This window comes from Micromonospora sp. LZ37 (assembly GCF_059359015.1).
Window position 1 is genome coordinate 186,656 of the sequence record NZ_JCADBL010000013.1, and the last position, 14,461, is coordinate 201,116.

The window sequence follows — 14,461 nt, forward strand, 5'->3', positions numbered from 1 at the left end:
GGGTCAGACGTAGCGTTCCAGGATGGACGCCTCGGCGAGCCGCGACAGACCCTCCCGTACGCCCCGCGCGCGGGCGTCGCCGACGCCCTCGACGGCCTGGAGGTCCTCGACGGTGGCGCCGAGCAGCCGCTGGAGGCTGCCGAAGTGCACGACCAGCCGGTCGACGATCGCCACCGGCAGCCGGGGCACCTTGGCCAGCAGCCGGAACCCGCGCGGGCTGACCGCCGCGTCGAGGGCGTCGGAGGCGGCGGGATAGCCGATCGCCTTGGCGACCGAGACCAGGTCGATCAGCTCGGTGGCGCCGAGCAGGTCCAGTTCGACCAGCGCCTCGTCCAGGGTGCGGGACTTGCGGCCGGAGGGCAGGTAGTCGCGGATGACCAGGGTGCGGTCGGCGTCGACGCCGGCCATCAGCTCGTCCAGCTGGAGGGCGAGCAGGCGGCCGTCGGTGCCCAGCTCCACCACGTAGCCGGCGATCTCGTCGGCGATCCGGCGGACCATCTCCAGCCGCTGCACCACCGCGACCGCGTCCCGTACGGTGACCAGGTCCTCGATCTCGAGCGCGGAGAGGGTGCCGGAGACCTCGTCCAGCCGGAGCTTGTAGCGCTCCAGGGTGGCCAGCGCCTGGTTGGCCCGGGACAGGATGGCCGCCGAGTCGTCCAGCACGTGCCGCTGGCCGTTGACGTAGAGGCTGATGATCCGCATGGACTGGCTGACCGAGATGACCGGGTAGCCGGTCTGCCGGGCCACCCGCTCCGCGGTGCGGTGCCGGGTGCCGGACTCCTCGGTGGGGATGGACGGGTCGGGCATCAGGTGCACGGCGGCCCGGACGATGCGGGTGCCGTCGCTGGAGAGCACCACCGCCCCGTCCATCTTGCACAGCTCGCGGACCCGGGTGGCGGAGAACTCGACATCGAGCGGGAAACCGCCGGTGCAGATCGTCTCGACCACCTTGTCGTAGCCGAGGACGATCAGCGCACCCGTGCGGCCGCGGAGGATCCGCTCCAGCCCGTCGCGCAGCGCGGTGCCGGGCGCCATCAGGGCGAGGTTCGCCCGCAGCGGGTCACCGGCGCTGCCGGCGCCCCCGGTCACGCTCACGCTGATCGCACGGGCGGGCGAGCCCACGGCAGCGGTGCGGGCGTGGGGCGGCGCGCCGGCAGGCTTGGTGGTATCGCGGTCGATCGGCACGGGCACAGTCTACGGACTGCCGTGCGGTGGGTGCTCTCGTGGTTACTGTGATGTGTCACGTCGTCGGGTCCTCCCCGGCGGGACCGGCCCGGTGGGCCTGTCCGGTATGGCCCGGGCGGTCCGGCCCGGCGGGCGTCGCCGGTCACTCGGCGGACGCGCGGGCGACACACTGCAGCGCCGCGCGGACGTCGGTGACCTCCATCACCCGCATGTTCTCCGGGGTGACGCCGGTGCTGCCCGGGCCGCAACCGGGCGGCACGAGGGCCACCCGGAAGCCGAGGCGGGCCGCCTCGGCCAACCGCCGGGACACCGCCCCGACCCGGCGCACCTCGCCGGTGAGGCCCACCTCGCCGATCGCCACCAGGTTGGGGGCGATGGCCAGGTTGAGCCCGCCCGAGGCGACCGCCAGGGCGACCGCGAGGTCGGCCGCCGGTTCGACCACCCGGATGCCCCCGACGGTGGCCGCGAAGACCTCCCGGTCGTGCAGGGTCAGCCGTTCGGTGCGGCGCTGGAGCACGGCGAGCACCATGGCCAGCCGGGCGCCGTCCAGGCCGGAGACCGTACGCCTCGGCGAGCCGGCCACCGTCGCGCCGATCAGCGCCTGCACCTCGGTGAGCAGCGCCCGCCGCCCCTCCATCGCCACGGTGACGCAGGTGCCCGGCACCGGTTCGGAGTAGCGGGTCAGGAAGAGCCCGGACGGGTCGGCGAGGCTGCTGATGCCCCCCTCGTGCATCTCGAAGCAGCCCACCTCGTCGGCGGCGCCGAAGCGGTTCTTGACGCCCCGGACCATCCGCAGCGACGAGTGCTTGTCGCCCTCGAAGTGCAGCACCACGTCGACCAGGTGCTCCAGCACCCGCGGGCCGGCCACCTGGCCGTCCTTGGTCACGTGGCCGACCAGCACGGTGGCGATGCCGCGCTCCTTGGCGACCGAGACCAGGGCGGCGGTGACGGCCCGGACCTGGGTGACCCCGCCGGGCACCCCCTCGGTGCCGGTGGTGGAGATGGTCTGCACCGAGTCGAGCACCAGCAGCCCCGGCTTGACCGCGTCGAGGTGGCCGAGGACGGCGCCCAGGTCGCTCTCGGCGGCCAGGTAGAGCTGGTCGTGCAGGGTGCCCATCCGCTCGGCGCGGAGCCGGACCTGGCTGACCGACTCCTCACCGCTGACCACCAGCGAGGGGCTGCCCGCGCCGGCGGCCCACTGCTGGGCCACGTCGAGCAGCAGGGTCGACTTGCCGACCCCCGGCTCCCCGGCGAGCAGCACCACCGCGCCGGGGACCAGGCCGCCGCCGAGCACCCGGTCGAGCTCGCTGACGCCGGTGGGCCGGGCCCGGGCGGGAGCGGCGCTGATCGTGGCGATCGGTCGGGCCGGCTCGCTCGGCATCCGGGAGCTGACCACCCGGCCGGAGACCATCGGACCGGTGACCGTGGACTCGACCACCGAGCCCCACTCGCCGCACTCCGGGCAGCGCCCCACCCACTTGGGCGGCTGGTGCCCGCAGGCGTCGCACTCGTAGGCCGGGCGCGGCTCGCGGGCGGCCCGGCCCCGGGACGCGCCGGAGGCCGCGCCGCGGGGGGAGGTCGATCGGGGAGTGGTCACCCCAGGACGCTAACCCCCGGATACGACGAAAACACCGCCGGCGTGGTGGTGACCACGCCGGCGGTGTCGTCGGCAGTTGCGTACCTCCGGGGTCAGCCGTGGCCGGAGCCACCCTCCTCGCCGCCACCCTCCTCGCCGGAGCCACCCTCGCGGTGGATGATCGGGGAGGGCTCCGGGACCGGGGTCAGCGGCACGGCGATCGGGGCCGGAGTGTCGATGGTCCGGCCGTTGCCGAAGTCGAAGGTCAGGTTGACCTGCTGGCCGGGGCGCAGCGACTCCTTCAGGCCCACCAGCTGGAGGCTGCGACCACCCTGCAGGTTCAGCTGGACGTAGCCCAGTGCCGGGATCTCGATCCGGGCCGGCTCACCGGCCGGGGCGGACGGGCTGGGCGAGGCGCTCTCCGACGGGCTGGCCGAGGCCGAACCGGACGGCGACGCGCTACCCGACGGCGAGGCGCTCTCCGACGGCGAGGCCGTGGCGGACGGGCTGGACACGCCGGCCTGGGTCCCCGGCTCGGCCTGGCCGGTGATCACGACCTCCCGGGCGCTGTCCGTGGTGACGGTCACCGTCACCGGGCTCTCGGTGTCGTTGTAGAGCACGGCGTTGAGCGGGGCGTTCGCGCCGGCGGCGTAGCCGGTGGCGCCCGGGTACTCGACGTAGAGGCTGCGCACCTTGTACTCGTTGTCCGGAGTCTGGACGTTGATGCCCTGGATCGACGGCTCCTTGTTGGCGGTCTCGGCCACCTGGCCGGTCCCGCAGCCGGTGGCCAGCAGGGCGGTCGCCGCCGCCATGCCGGACAGCAGCAGGGCCGCCCGCCGGGAACCCCTGATCGAGCGCGTCACGTCGGTCCTCCTCGTCACGATCCCCACCCGGCCGTACCCCGGGCGCGGGGTGGTCATACCCGCGCAGACCGCGCTCCAGGGTAGTTGGGCCTGATCGACGCCCGCACGCCGACCCGGTGCCGCCACCCGCGCGGGTGCGGGTCAGACCACCCGACCGCTCGCCACCAGCAGCACCACGTCGATCAGGGCTACCACCATCACCGCCCGGAACGCGGCGACCGGCCGTCGACCGGCGCGGACCGCGGCCCGTCCGCCGTACCAGCCGAGGGCCGGCACCACGGCGGCGGCCGCGACCGCCGACAGCCCGGCCCAGGACGGCGGACCGGGCGGCCCGAGGACCAGCGTGACGGTGGCGGCGAGCAGCAGCCCGGCGGCGGCCACCCGGCTGCCGGCCGGGCCGAGCCGGTGCGGCAGCCCGCGCACCCCGGTGCGGGCGTCGTCGGCCAGGTCGGGCAGCACGTTGGCGAAGTGCGCCCCGGCGCCCAGGCAGGCCGCGGCGGCGACCAGCCAGGCCGGCGGCGTCGGCGCGCCGGGCAGCGCGAGCACCACGAAGGCGGGCAGCGCGCCGAAGGAGACCGCGTACGGCAGCACGGAGGCCGGAGTGGACTTCAGCGGCCAGTCGTAGAGCAGCGCCGAGACCAGGGCGACGGTGATGCAGAGCGCCGCCGCCGGGGTGGTGGTCAGGGCCAGCGCCGGGGTGGCGAGCGCGGCCAGCGCCGCGCCGACGGCCACCGTCCGGCGGCTCACCGCGCCGACGGCGACCGGCTTGTCGGTACGCCCCACCGTGGCGTCCCGCTCGGCGTCCAGCGCGTCGTTGGTCCAGCCGACGGCGAGCTGGCTCGCCAGCACGCTGCCGACGACCACGGCCACCCCGGCCGGCGGGTGCCCCACCCCGACGGCCAGCAGTCCGGTGACCACGGTGACCGCGGCCGCCGGCTCCGGATGGCTCGCCCTGACCAGCCCTAACACCGTTGACGACATAAGGGAAGTCTGGTCGTTACCGGCCGGTCGTGTCACGCTCGGTCCATGCGGAACGGTCCGGTCTCGACTCCGCCCCGCGTGCTGCCCCCCAACGACCCCCGCCAGTACGACGACCTGGCCGGCGAGTGGTGGCGACCGGACGGCGCGTTCGCCATGCTGCACTGGCTGGCCCGGGCGCGGGCCGCGCTGGTGCCACCGGCGACCCGCCCCGGCGCGCTCCTGGTCGACCTGGGTTGCGGCGCCGGGCTGCTCGCCCCGCACCTGGCCGGCAAGGGCTACCGGCACGTCGGCGTCGACCTCACCCGGTCCGCCCTGGCGCAGGCCGCCGCGCACGGGGTGGTCGTGGTCAACGGGGACGCGACCGCCGTGCCGCTCGCCGACGGCTGCGCCGACGTGGTGGCCGCCGGCGAGCTGCTGGAGCACGTGCCCGACTGGCGGCGCGCGGTCGGTGAGGCGTGCCGGCTGCTGCGGCCGGGCGGCCTGCTGGTGCTGGACACCCTCAACGACACCGCGCTGGCCCGGCTGGTGGCGGTGCGGATCGGTGAGCGGCTGCCCACGGTGCCTCGGGGCATCCACGATCCACGGTTGTTCGTGGACGACGAGGATCTGGTCGCCGAGTGCGCCCGGCACGGCGTCGACCTGCGGGTCCGGGGTATCCGTCCGGAGCTGCGCGGCACGCTGGCCTGGCTCGTCCGGCGGGCCCGGGGGGCTTCCGCCGGGACGGGCGCCCAACCGCGGGTGAAGGCGACGTGGTCCACCGCCGTGCTGTACCAGGGGTGTGGGGTGCGGCACGGGTAGCGGGATCGCGCGGGGGTATCAGGGACGTCGAGAAGGGGGCGACATGACGGTGCACGCGCTGGAGGCGGCCCGCCGGTTGGCGCCGCGGTTCGCGGCACGCGCCGAGCGGCACGACCGGGACGGCTCGTTCCCGGTCGACGACTTCGCCGACCTGCGTCAGGCGGGCCTGTTCGGGCTGATGGTGCCGCGCGAGCTGGGCGGGATGGGCGCCACCTTCGCCGAGTACGCGGCGGTCGCCACCGAGCTGGCCCGGGGCAACGGCGCGACGGCGCTGGTGTTCAACATGCACGCCTCGGTCACCGGCGCGCTCGGCGCGGTCACCGAGGAGCTGGCCGAGGCGCTCGGCGTGCCGGACGAGGCGCTGGCCGCGCGGGACCGCCTGCTCCGCGCCGCCGCCGAGGGCTCCTGGTACGCGGTGGCGATGAGCGAACGCGGCGCGGGCGCGCGGTTGTCCCAGCTCAGCACCGTCTACGAGCCGGTCGAGGGCGGCTGGCACCTCAAGGGCAGCAAGACCTTCTGTTCCGGCGCCGGCCATCCCGACGGCTACCTGGTGGCCGCACGCAGCGCCGCCGACCCGGCGGTGGTCTCCCAGTTCCTGGTCCCGGCCGGTGACGGGTCGACCGTGGAGCCGACCTGGGACTCGTTGGGCATGCGCGCCACCTCCTCGCACGACCTGCACCTGGACGTCACGGTCCCCGCCGACCGGCTGCTCGGCGGGGTGGAGGGGCTGGCCCTGGTCGTGGCTCAGCTGATGCCGCACTGGCTGGTCGCCAGCTACGCGGCCGTCTACGTCGGGGTGGCCCGGGCCGCCGTCGACGCCGCCGCCGAGCATCTGAACGCCCGCAACCTGTCCGGGCTGCCGGCGGTCCGGGCCCGCCTCGGCCGGGCCGACGCGGCGGTCGCGGCGGCGCACCTGGTGGTGGCGGAGGCGGCCCGACGGGTCGACGAGGCGCCCGGCGACGAGGAGACCAACCGCTGGGTCTGGCGGGCGAAGCTGCTGGCCGGCACGACCGCCGCCGACGTCGCGGCGTCCATGCTGGAGGCGGCCGGGACGTCGGCCACCCGGCGGGGCCACCCGCTGGAGCGGCTCTACCGGGATGCCCGCTGCGGGTCGCTGCATCCGGCCACCTCGGACGTCTGCGCCGACTGGCTCGGCATCGCGGCGCTCGGCGGCGACCCGGATCGTGACGGATCGACCCCTCGTTGGTGAACGGGCGGGACAGTCAGGACGAGAGGTGGGGGACATGGCCGTGCCAGTGATCGCGGGTCTCGGTACGGCGCATCCGCCGGGCGCCGCACAGGACGAACTGTGGGAGGGTTTCTTCTCCCGGCACTTCTCCGGCACCACCCGGGCCCTGGCCCAGCGGATCTTCGCCAACTCGGGGGTGTCCCGGCGGCAGGCGGCGGTCAACCCGTTGCTGGAGGACGTCTCCGACTGGCCGACGGAGCGCCGGATGCGGCGCTACCAGGTCGAGGCGCTGCCGCTGGGCAAGGAGGCGGTGGGTCGCGCGCTGACCTCCGCCGGCATCACCGCCGGTGACGTCGGGCTCTTCGTGGTCTGCTCCTGCACCGGGTACGCCACCCCGGGGCTGGACATCCTGCTCGCCCGGGACCTCGGCATGGCCCCCGACACCCAGCGGATGTTCGTCGGCCACATGGGCTGCTACGCCGCGCTGCCCGGGCTCGGCGCGGCCGGTGACTTCGTCACCGCGCGGGGCCGCCCGGCGCTGCTGCTCTGCGCCGAGCTGACCAGCCTGCACATCCAGCCGGCCAGTGCCCGGGTGGACACCCAGCAGATCGTGTCGCACGCCCTCTTCTCCGACGCCGCGGTCGCCGCCGTGCTGGTACCCGACTCCGGGGTCGGCGGTTACCGGCTGCGTGAGGTCGTCTCGGTCACCGACACCTCCACCGCCGACCACATGACCTGGGAGGTGACCGACACCGGTTTCCGGATGGGGTTGTCGCCGAAGGTGCCGCAGGTGCTCTCCACCCACGTCCGGGGGTTGGTCGACGACCTGCTGTCCCGGCACGGCACCGGCGTCGCCGAGGTGGACGGCTGGGCGGTGCATCCGGGCGGCCCCCGCATCCTCAACGTGGTGGAGCGCGAGCTGGCGCTGCCCCCGACGGCCCTGGCCGCCTCGCGGGCGACGCTGGACGAGCACGGCAACTGTTCGTCGCCGACGGTGCTGCTGATCCTGGACCGGCTGCTGCGCGCCGCGGTCCGGCCGGAGCGGATCGTGATGCTCGCCTTCGGCCCCGGTCTCACCCTCTACGCCGCCCTGCTGGAACGGCGCCCCTGAGACCGGCGCCGCGTTCGACCCTCGACTGTCGGCCCGTCGGCGGCGACGCCGCCGACGGGCCGGGAGCCGGGACTCAGCCGGCGCGCGTCGCGGGCCGGCGGGGTTGGCGCGCGCTGGTTACGCTCGGCGGGTGGGCGACGCGACGGGTGACCGACTGCGTGGTGCGGTGCTGGTCGGAACGGCCCTGCTCCTCCTGGTCGCGGGTGGCTGGTGGTGGCGGGCGAGCGCGCCGGCCACCGGCGCGGACCGGGCCGACGGGCGGGACAGCGGCGCGTTCCTGGAGGTCGGCGTCAGGCCGCCGGGGCGCCCCGTCCCGCGCTCCCCGGCCCTCGAGCGGGAGCCGACGGTGGGGGCGGCCGGTCCCGAGGACGGGATCCGGTTCCGGGTCGACGCCAGCGGGCGACTCGTCGAATCGACGGCGCTGCCGGGTGACGTCGGGCTGCCCCGCTCCGGGGACGTCCGGTGGCGGGAGGAGCTGACCCTGGTGCCCGGCGCCGAGCCGGTCCGCCGGGAGTCCCGGGCGGACGGCGTGCGGCGCCTGTTGCAGTACCGCTGCACGGGCGACGGTGAGCTGCTGATCTCGACCGTGCACGCGCCGTACACCGACACCAGCCAGACGAACTGCGACGGCGAGCCGGGTTGGCTGGAGCTTCCGGAGCCACAGGTGCCGACCCGGCTGGAGTTCTCCGCCGTGGCCGGGCCGGTCCGGGTGCAGGCGCAGGTCGTCGCCCTGTCCTGAGCGGGCCCTCAGCCGGCCAGGCGGACCAGGTCGGCGCGGTAGTCGGCGGCGGCGCCCAGTTCGGGCAGCACGCGTACGACGGTGCCGGTGCGGTCGACCAGCAGCGCGGGGGCGGTGCCGGGGCGGGCCGGGAGGTGCAGCGCGGCCCGGACGCCGCCCGCCGGGTCGGCGAGGGCCCGGACCCGCGCGTTGCCGGCCGGTACACCGGTGGTGCTGCGACCGCCGGCGACGGTGACCACGGAGACCGCGGCCGGGGCGGCGCCGGCGGCCGTGGCGACCTGTTCGGCGCAGGCGCAGGCGTCCACCAGGATGATCATCGCGGGCAGCAGCCGACGCAGCGGCACGGTCGCCTGGTCGGCGTCGACCAGGTCGAGGGCCGGCAGGGGCCGGCCGGTCAGCGCGGCGGTGGTCGTCGGGTACGGCAGGACGGTGGGCCGGTCGGCGCCGCGCGGTGAGCGGGGCCAGGTGACCGCGGCCAGACCCGCGAGGGTGGTCAGCACCGCCACCAGCAGGACCAGCAGGGGCAGCCCGAGGCGTGGCCGGCCGTCCCGTCGGGGGGTCGGCCACGGGTGCCGGGGGTCGGTGCCGTCCGGGCCGCGCAGCTCGCGGCGGAGCTGCTCGGCCTCCGCGGCCAGCGCGGAGGCGTCGTCCGGTACGACCACCCGGCCCCACTCGGGCGGCAGGTCGGGCAGTCCGTCGGGCGGGCCGGGGCCTTCGGCGTCAGTCATGCCCATCGGACCCCCGGGGGTGAGCGGCTCGGCGAGCGGGCGGCGGTACGACCTCCAGCGTCCCCCACCGGGCCCTCCTCCCGCCAGATCTGGGCGCGTCGGGCGGCATCGGGATACCATGTGAGAAGCGCATAGCCCGAGATTTCCACGCTCCGATCACCCGCACCGGGTTGTCATCCGTTCGTCACGGAGCGTGTGCGAACCATCGGTTTGACCGCCTGTCAAGCTGAAGAAATACCTCTCACAGGGCCCCTGAGCTGCGCCAACGGTCAGGACAGCGGTGGGACATCGGTGCCTGAGCGTGTTACCCTAGACACAGCGAAAGGGGTTTCGAACCTATGGTTTTCAGTGTCGGCGAGACCGTTGTTTACCCCCACCACGGGGCCGCACTCATCGAGGCAATCGAGACTCGGGTCATCAAGGGCGAGCCCAAGCAGTACCTCGTCCTGAGGGTCGCGCAGGGTGACCTGACGGTCCGGGTGCCCGCTGAGAACGCCGAGATCGTGGGTGTGCGCGAGGTGGTCGGCGAAGAGGGCCTGGGCAAGGTCTTCGACGTGCTCCGGGCTCCGCACACCGAGGAGCCGACCAACTGGTCGCGGCGTTACAAGGCGAATCTGGAGAAGCTGGCCTCCGGCAACCCGCTGAAGGTCGCCGAGGTCGTCCGCGACCTGTGGCGCCGGGAGCGGGAGCGGGGCCTGTCCGCGGGTGAGAAGCGCATGCTCGCCAAGGCCCGCGACATTCTCGTCGGCGAGGTCGCGCTGGCCGAGAAGAGCACCAAGGACGAGGCGGAGACGCTGCTCGACAAGGTCCTGACCGAGGCCTAGTTCCCACAGCATCGTCGTACCCCGACATCGGCAAAGAAATCCGAGGACCGCGACGTGACCGCGCAGCTCAATCCGCGCGGTGACGTCGCGGTCCTCGTGCCTGCGGCCGGTGCCGGGGTACGCCTCGGTCCGGGCGCGCCCAAGGCGCTGCGCCTGCTCGGCGGCGAGCCGCTGCTGGTGCACGCGGTACGCCGGATCGCGGCCGCCCCGTCGGTGCACACGATCGTGGTGGCCGCCCCGGCGGCCGACGTGGCGGCGGTACGGCGACTGCTCGCGCCCGTGGCGCCGGTGGTGGTGGTGCCCGGTGGCGCGGAGCGTCAGGCCTCCGTGGCCGCCGCCCTCGCCGCGGTCCCGCCCGGCCCGGACATCGTCCTGGTGCACGACGCGGCCCGGGCGCTCACCCCGCCCGCGCTGGTCGAGTCGGTGGCGACGGCGGTCCGGGCCGGTCACGACGCGGTGATCCCGGTGCTGCCGGTGGTCGACACGGTCAAGGAGGTCGGGGCCGACGACGTCGTTCTCGGCACCGTCGACCGGTCGGCGCTGCGCGCCGTGCAGACCCCGCAGGGCTTTCGGCGGGGGGTGCTCACCGCCGCGCACGCCGCAGCCGGCGACCCGCTGACCGACGACGCCGGACTGGTCGAGAAGCAGGGCGTCCCGGTGTTCTGCGTGCCCGGCTCCGAGTACGCGCTGAAGGTCACCCGCCCGTTCGACCTCGCGCTGGCCGAGCACCTGCTGGCCGCCGGCCGTTGACGCGTACCCTCGGGTCATGATCGTTCCTCGGGTCGCCATCGGGACCGACGTGCACGCCTTCGAGGCGGGCCGGCCCTGCCAGGTGGCCGGCCTGCACTGGCCGGACCAGGACGGCCTGGCCGGGCACTCCGACGCGGACGTCGCCGCACACGCCGCCTGCAACGCGCTGCTCTCCGCCGCCGGGCTCGGCGACCTCGGCGCGAACTTCGGGGTCGGCCAGCCGGAGTGGGCCGGCGCCTCGGGGGTGGCGCTGCTGACCGAGTCGGCGCGGCGGGTCCGGGCGGCCGGCTTCGAGATCGGCAACGTCTCCGTGCAGGTGATCGGCAACCGCCCGAAGATCGGACCGCGCCGGGAGGAGGCGCAGCAGGTGCTCTCCGCGGCGGTCGGCGCCCCGGTGACCGTCTCCGCCGCCACCACCGACGGTCTCGGCTTCACCGGGCGCGGGGAGGGGCTCGTCGGGATCGCCGTGGCCCTCGTCCACGACGCCCCGGCCGGCTAGACCGCCATGACCGGGGACGCCGACTCCGACCGGTCCGCCGCCGACGGCTACCGGCAGCGGGCGCAGCTCCTCGCCGAGCTGGGCCGCTACGACGAGGCCGCGGAGGAGTTGGGCTTCGCGCTCGCCCTGGGCCCGACCGACGCGGTGACGCTGACCCTGCTGGCCCGGCTGCACCTCGCGGCGGGCCGCCCCGCCGAGGCGCTCACCGCAGCCGACTCGGCGTCGGCCGCCGCCCCCGACGCGGTCGCGCCCCTGGTCGCCCGCGGCTTCGCCCTGACCGACCTGGCCGAGTACGCCGAGGCGGCCCGGACCGCGGACCGGATCCTCACCGTCGCGCCCACCGACGCTTACGCCCAGCGCAGCGGGGCGGCGCTGCTGGCCGAGGCGCGCAACGGCCAGCCGGCGCTGCACGCGGCCTGGCGCGGCGTGGAGCTGGCCCCCGACGAGTCGCAGGCGCACCTGGTGCTGGCGCTGGTCGCCGGCCGGTTGGAGCTGTTCGACCTGGCCGAGCGGGCCTACCGGGAGGCGTTGCGGCTGGACCCCGAGCTGGCCGACGCCCGCGACGACCCGGGCGTGCTGCGGCTGGAGCGACGGCGCTGGGCCGAGGCCCTGGAACTGGTCGCCGCGACCGCCCCGGTCGAGCCGGGGCGGGCACTCGCCCCGGCCGGCCCCGACGACCTGCGCCGGCTGGTGGTGCGGGGCGCCGCCTGGTCCCTGGTGGCCAGCGTGCTGATCGCCGTCCTGGCGTCCGGCGGGGCGGGCCTGAGCCGCGCCGCGGCCCTGCTGGCGGCGCTCGGCGGGGCGCTCTACGTCCGGCGCCTGGCCCGGCGGGTGCCCGAGCTGGTCCGGGTCGTGCTGCCGGCGCTGCTGCGCACCGACCGTCCACTGGCGCTGGCCGGCTACGCGGTCGCCGCCGGCCCGCTCCTGCTGCTGCTCTACGCGCTGGTCGGCACCCCGTGGCCGCTGGTCGCCGCGATCGCGGTCGCCGCCGCGGCGGAGCTGACCGTCCTCGGGCGCGCGCACCGCTGACCCATCGGCGGCGGGCGGCGGGTCAGCTCCGGCGGGCCCAGGTCCAGGCGTACCCGTCGTCCTCGCACTCCGCCGCGGCCTCGCAGAGGTCCAGCGGACGGAAGGTGTCGACCATGACCGCCAGCTCGTCGAAGAAGTCCGCGCCGATGGAGCGTTCCGCCGCGCCGGGCTGCGGCCCGTGGGTGAAGCCGGACGGGTGCAGCGAGATCGAACCCTGCTCGATACCCGAGCCGCGCCGCGCCTCGTAGTTGCCGCCGGTGTAGAAGAGCATCTCGTCGGAGTCGACGTTGTGGTGGTTGTACGGCACCGGGATGGCGTCCGGGTGGTAGTCCACCTTGCGCGGCACGAACGAGCAGATGACGAAGTTCGGGCCCTGGAAGGTCTGGTGCACCGGCGGCGGCTGGTGGATCCGCCCGGTGATCGGCTCGAAGTCGTGGATGGAGAACGCCCACGGGTACATGTGCCCGTCCCAGCCGACCACGTCGAAGGGGTGGTTGGCGTAGACGTACCTGGTCCAGCCGCGCCGGTGGCGGACCAGCACCTCGACGTCGGCGCCGTCGACCAGCAGCGGCGCGTCCGGTCCACGGACGTCGCGCTCGCAGTACGGCGCGTGCTCCAGGAACTGGCCGCGTACCGAGAGGTAGCGCTTGGGCGGGCCGATGTGCCCGGTCGCCTCGATGGTGAGCAGCCGGGTGGGCTGGTCGCCGGTGGGCACCAGCCGGTGGATGGTCGAGGTGGGGATGACGACGTAGTCACCGGCGACCGCGTCGAGCACGCCGAAGGTGGACTCCACCCGCAGCGTGCCGGCCTCGACGTAGAGGCACTCGTCGCCGGTGGCGTTGCGGTAGAGCGGGGAGGGCCGGTCGGCCAGCACGTAGCCGATCCGTACGTCGTCGTTGGCGAGCAGCTGCCGCCGGCCGAGGACCGGGTCGGCGCCGGAGCCGTCGAGCTTGTGGGTACGCAGGTGGCGCGGCTTGAGCGGCAGGTTCGGCACCCGGGTGGTGGCCGGCGGGGTGAACTCCTCGGCGGCGACGATCGCGGTGGGCGCGTACCGGTGGTAGAGCAGGGACGAGTCGGAGGAGAAGCCCTCCTGGCCCATCAGCTCCTCGGCGTAGAGGCTGCCGTCGGGCTGGCGGAACTGGGTGTGCCGCTTGCGAGGTACCTCGCCGACGCTGCGGTAGTACGGCATGTCGCCTCCCGTTATATCCCGTTCTCCGGCCGACCGCGTCCGATAATCGGACGCTGTTGTCCGTTCCTCGTAGCGTCCCGTAGATTCTTGTCTCGTGTCAACGCAGGTGCCCCGTCTCTTCGCCGGCCTCGTCGACGACGCCGCCGTCTTCCCGCCCGGCAGCGCGTCGCTGCCGGACGCCGTGGCCGCGCACCGCCGACACCGCGACTCCTGGTACGCCGACCTGGTCGGCCCGCTGCTGCTGCCCGCCACCCGGCTGGCGGAGCTGGCCGCCCTCCTCGACGCCGACGAGCGGATCGCCGTCGGCGTGATCGCCGACGGGCCGCTGGACCGGCTCGCCGAGGCCCGGGCCGGCGCCGACCCCCGCATCGAGATCCGCCAGGTCGAGGCGGCGGTCGCCCGCCGCGGCGAGGACCCGCTCCCGGGGCTCGCCACCCTGGTCGACCTGGCCCGCGACGCCGCGCGCCCGGCAGCCGGGTCGCCCGCCGCCGGACCCGACTGGTACGCGGAGATCCCGCTGACCTTCGGGCTGACGGCCGCGCTCGACGCCCTCGCCGCCGCCCGCGCCGACGGGGTGCCGATCGCCGCCAAGTTCCGCACCGGCGGACTGGCCGCCGAGCTCTTCCCCACGCCGGTGGAGCTGGCCGCGGTGATCGGCGCCTGCCGCGACCGCGACCTGCCGTTCAAGCTGACTGCCGGCCTGCACCACGCGACCCGCCACCTGGACCCGGAGACCGGCTTCACGCACCACGGCTTCGGCAACGTGCTCGCCGCCACCCTCGCCGCCGCCGGGGGCGCCGGGACCGACCGGGTCGCCGGGCTGCTCGCCGCCCTCGACCCGCTGCCGCTGGTCGAGCCGGTCCGGGCCCGGCGCGACGACGAGCGTCCGCTGTGGATCGGCTTCGGCTCGTGCAGCATCCTGGAACCACTGACCGATCTGATCCGGCTGGGGCTGGTGAACGGGGGATTAGACGGATGAGCGAGCGCATCAGCAGGTGCG

The 14,461-nt window shown here is 75.3% G+C and carries 15 protein-coding genes; 9 read left to right on the forward strand and 6 right to left on the reverse strand.

The features are described from left to right. Positions 1 to 3 precede the first annotated feature (3 nt). The 4 genes from disA to AC5L3Z_RS24720 all read right to left on the reverse strand — a co-directional run bounded on the left by disA (position 4) and on the right by AC5L3Z_RS24720 (position 4,605). Positions 4 to 1,185, reverse strand: coding sequence for a DNA integrity scanning diadenylate cyclase DisA (gene disA, locus AC5L3Z_RS24705; protein WP_334614492.1), 1,182 nt, complete (start codon positions 1,183 to 1,185; stop codon positions 4 to 6). 142 nt (positions 1,186 to 1,327) lie between these two features. After that, a complete protein-coding gene (gene radA, locus AC5L3Z_RS24710; protein ID WP_494845365.1) occupies positions 1,328 to 2,782 on the reverse strand; it encodes a DNA repair protein RadA in 1,455 nt (484 codons plus the stop codon). A gap of 92 nt (positions 2,783 to 2,874) precedes the next feature. Continuing rightward, positions 2,875 to 3,624, reverse strand: a complete 750-nt coding sequence (locus AC5L3Z_RS24715; RefSeq protein WP_494845367.1) for a copper chaperone PCu(A)C domain-containing protein — start codon at positions 3,622 to 3,624, stop codon at positions 2,875 to 2,877. Positions 3,625 to 3,765: 141 nt separating this feature from the next. Continuing rightward, positions 3,766 to 4,605, reverse strand: a complete 840-nt coding sequence (locus tag AC5L3Z_RS24720; RefSeq protein ID WP_494845368.1) for a UbiA family prenyltransferase — start codon at positions 4,603 to 4,605, stop codon at positions 3,766 to 3,768. 45 nt (positions 4,606 to 4,650) lie between these two features. Here AC5L3Z_RS24720 and AC5L3Z_RS24725 point away from each other — a divergent pair, with 45 nt between their 5' ends. The 4 genes from AC5L3Z_RS24725 to AC5L3Z_RS24740 all read left to right on the forward strand — a co-directional run bounded on the left by AC5L3Z_RS24725 (position 4,651) and on the right by AC5L3Z_RS24740 (position 8,442). Next, positions 4,651 to 5,403, forward strand: a complete 753-nt coding sequence (locus tag AC5L3Z_RS24725) for a methyltransferase domain-containing protein (protein WP_494845369.1) — start codon at positions 4,651 to 4,653, stop codon at positions 5,401 to 5,403. A 43-nt stretch (positions 5,404 to 5,446) separates the two neighbouring features. Continuing rightward, the gene (locus AC5L3Z_RS24730) at positions 5,447 to 6,613 is read left to right on the forward strand and encodes an acyl-CoA dehydrogenase family protein (RefSeq protein ID WP_494845370.1); all 1,167 of its coding nucleotides are present in this window, start codon (positions 5,447 to 5,449) and stop codon (positions 6,611 to 6,613) included. Between the two features lie 34 nt (positions 6,614 to 6,647). Next, the gene (locus AC5L3Z_RS24735; RefSeq protein WP_494845372.1) at positions 6,648 to 7,703 is read left to right on the forward strand and encodes a type III polyketide synthase; all 1,056 of its coding nucleotides are present in this window, start codon (positions 6,648 to 6,650) and stop codon (positions 7,701 to 7,703) included. A 130-nt stretch (positions 7,704 to 7,833) separates the two neighbouring features. Continuing rightward, positions 7,834 to 8,442: a hypothetical protein gene (locus AC5L3Z_RS24740; protein ID WP_494845373.1), complete on the forward strand. Its 609-nt coding sequence runs from the start codon at positions 7,834 to 7,836 to the stop codon at positions 8,440 to 8,442. Between the two features lie 8 nt (positions 8,443 to 8,450). Here the strand turns inward: AC5L3Z_RS24740 and AC5L3Z_RS24745 are convergent, their stop codons facing one another. Then, the gene (locus AC5L3Z_RS24745) at positions 8,451 to 9,176 is read right to left on the reverse strand and encodes a hypothetical protein (RefSeq protein WP_494845374.1); all 726 of its coding nucleotides are present in this window, start codon (positions 9,174 to 9,176) and stop codon (positions 8,451 to 8,453) included. A gap of 332 nt (positions 9,177 to 9,508) precedes the next feature. Between AC5L3Z_RS24745 and AC5L3Z_RS24750 the strand changes: the two genes are divergently transcribed. From AC5L3Z_RS24750 to AC5L3Z_RS24765, 4 genes are read left to right on the forward strand one after another with little or no spacing between them, the layout of a single operon-like run. After that, a complete protein-coding gene (locus AC5L3Z_RS24750) occupies positions 9,509 to 9,994 on the forward strand; it encodes a CarD family transcriptional regulator (protein WP_007073334.1) in 486 nt (161 codons plus the stop codon). A gap of 54 nt (positions 9,995 to 10,048) precedes the next feature. Then, positions 10,049 to 10,744 carry a 2-C-methyl-D-erythritol 4-phosphate cytidylyltransferase gene (gene ispD / locus AC5L3Z_RS24755; RefSeq protein WP_494845375.1) on the forward strand — a complete coding sequence of 232 codons (696 nt, stop codon included), beginning with the start codon at positions 10,049 to 10,051 and terminating at the stop codon, positions 10,742 to 10,744. Positions 10,745 to 10,760: 16 nt separating this feature from the next. Further along, positions 10,761 to 11,243 carry a 2-C-methyl-D-erythritol 2,4-cyclodiphosphate synthase gene (ispF, locus tag AC5L3Z_RS24760; protein WP_494845376.1) on the forward strand — a complete coding sequence of 161 codons (483 nt, stop codon included), beginning with the start codon at positions 10,761 to 10,763 and terminating at the stop codon, positions 11,241 to 11,243. Positions 11,244 to 11,249: 6 nt separating this feature from the next. Beyond that, the gene (locus tag AC5L3Z_RS24765; RefSeq protein WP_494845378.1) at positions 11,250 to 12,272 is read left to right on the forward strand and encodes a tetratricopeptide repeat protein; all 1,023 of its coding nucleotides are present in this window, start codon (positions 11,250 to 11,252) and stop codon (positions 12,270 to 12,272) included. A gap of 22 nt (positions 12,273 to 12,294) precedes the next feature. On the opposite strand, the gene AC5L3Z_RS24770 is transcribed toward AC5L3Z_RS24765, so the two are convergent. Continuing rightward, on the reverse strand, positions 12,295 to 13,461 hold the full coding sequence (locus tag AC5L3Z_RS24770) for a homogentisate 1,2-dioxygenase (RefSeq protein WP_334521140.1): 1,167 nt from the start codon (positions 13,459 to 13,461) through the stop codon (positions 12,295 to 12,297). 94 nt (positions 13,462 to 13,555) lie between these two features. Between AC5L3Z_RS24770 and AC5L3Z_RS24775 the strand changes: the two genes are divergently transcribed. Continuing rightward, on the forward strand, positions 13,556 to 14,440 hold the full coding sequence (locus AC5L3Z_RS24775; RefSeq protein WP_494845379.1) for a hypothetical protein: 885 nt from the start codon (positions 13,556 to 13,558) through the stop codon (positions 14,438 to 14,440). Positions 14,441 to 14,461 lie beyond the last annotated feature (21 nt).

Coding starts and splice junctions, on each gene's coding strand:
- AC5L3Z_RS24720 (WP_494845368.1), bottom strand. CDS start 4,605: ATGTCGTCAACGGTGTTAGGGCTGGTCAGGGCGAGCCATCCGGAGCCG.
- AC5L3Z_RS24725 (WP_494845369.1), top strand. CDS start 4,651: ATGCGGAACGGTCCGGTCTCGACTCCGCCCCGCGTGCTGCCCCCCAAC.
- AC5L3Z_RS24730 (WP_494845370.1), top strand. CDS start 5,447: ATGACGGTGCACGCGCTGGAGGCGGCCCGCCGGTTGGCGCCGCGGTTC.
- AC5L3Z_RS24735 (WP_494845372.1), top strand. CDS start 6,648: ATGGCCGTGCCAGTGATCGCGGGTCTCGGTACGGCGCATCCGCCGGGC.
- AC5L3Z_RS24745 (WP_494845374.1), bottom strand. CDS start 9,176: ATGGGCATGACTGACGCCGAAGGCCCCGGCCCGCCCGACGGACTGCCC.
- AC5L3Z_RS24750 (WP_007073334.1), top strand. CDS start 9,509: ATGGTTTTCAGTGTCGGCGAGACCGTTGTTTACCCCCACCACGGGGCC.
- ispF (WP_494845376.1), top strand. CDS start 10,761: ATGATCGTTCCTCGGGTCGCCATCGGGACCGACGTGCACGCCTTCGAG.
- AC5L3Z_RS24765 (WP_494845378.1), top strand. CDS start 11,250: ATGACCGGGGACGCCGACTCCGACCGGTCCGCCGCCGACGGCTACCGG.
- AC5L3Z_RS24770 (WP_334521140.1), bottom strand. CDS start 13,461: ATGCCGTACTACCGCAGCGTCGGCGAGGTACCTCGCAAGCGGCACACC.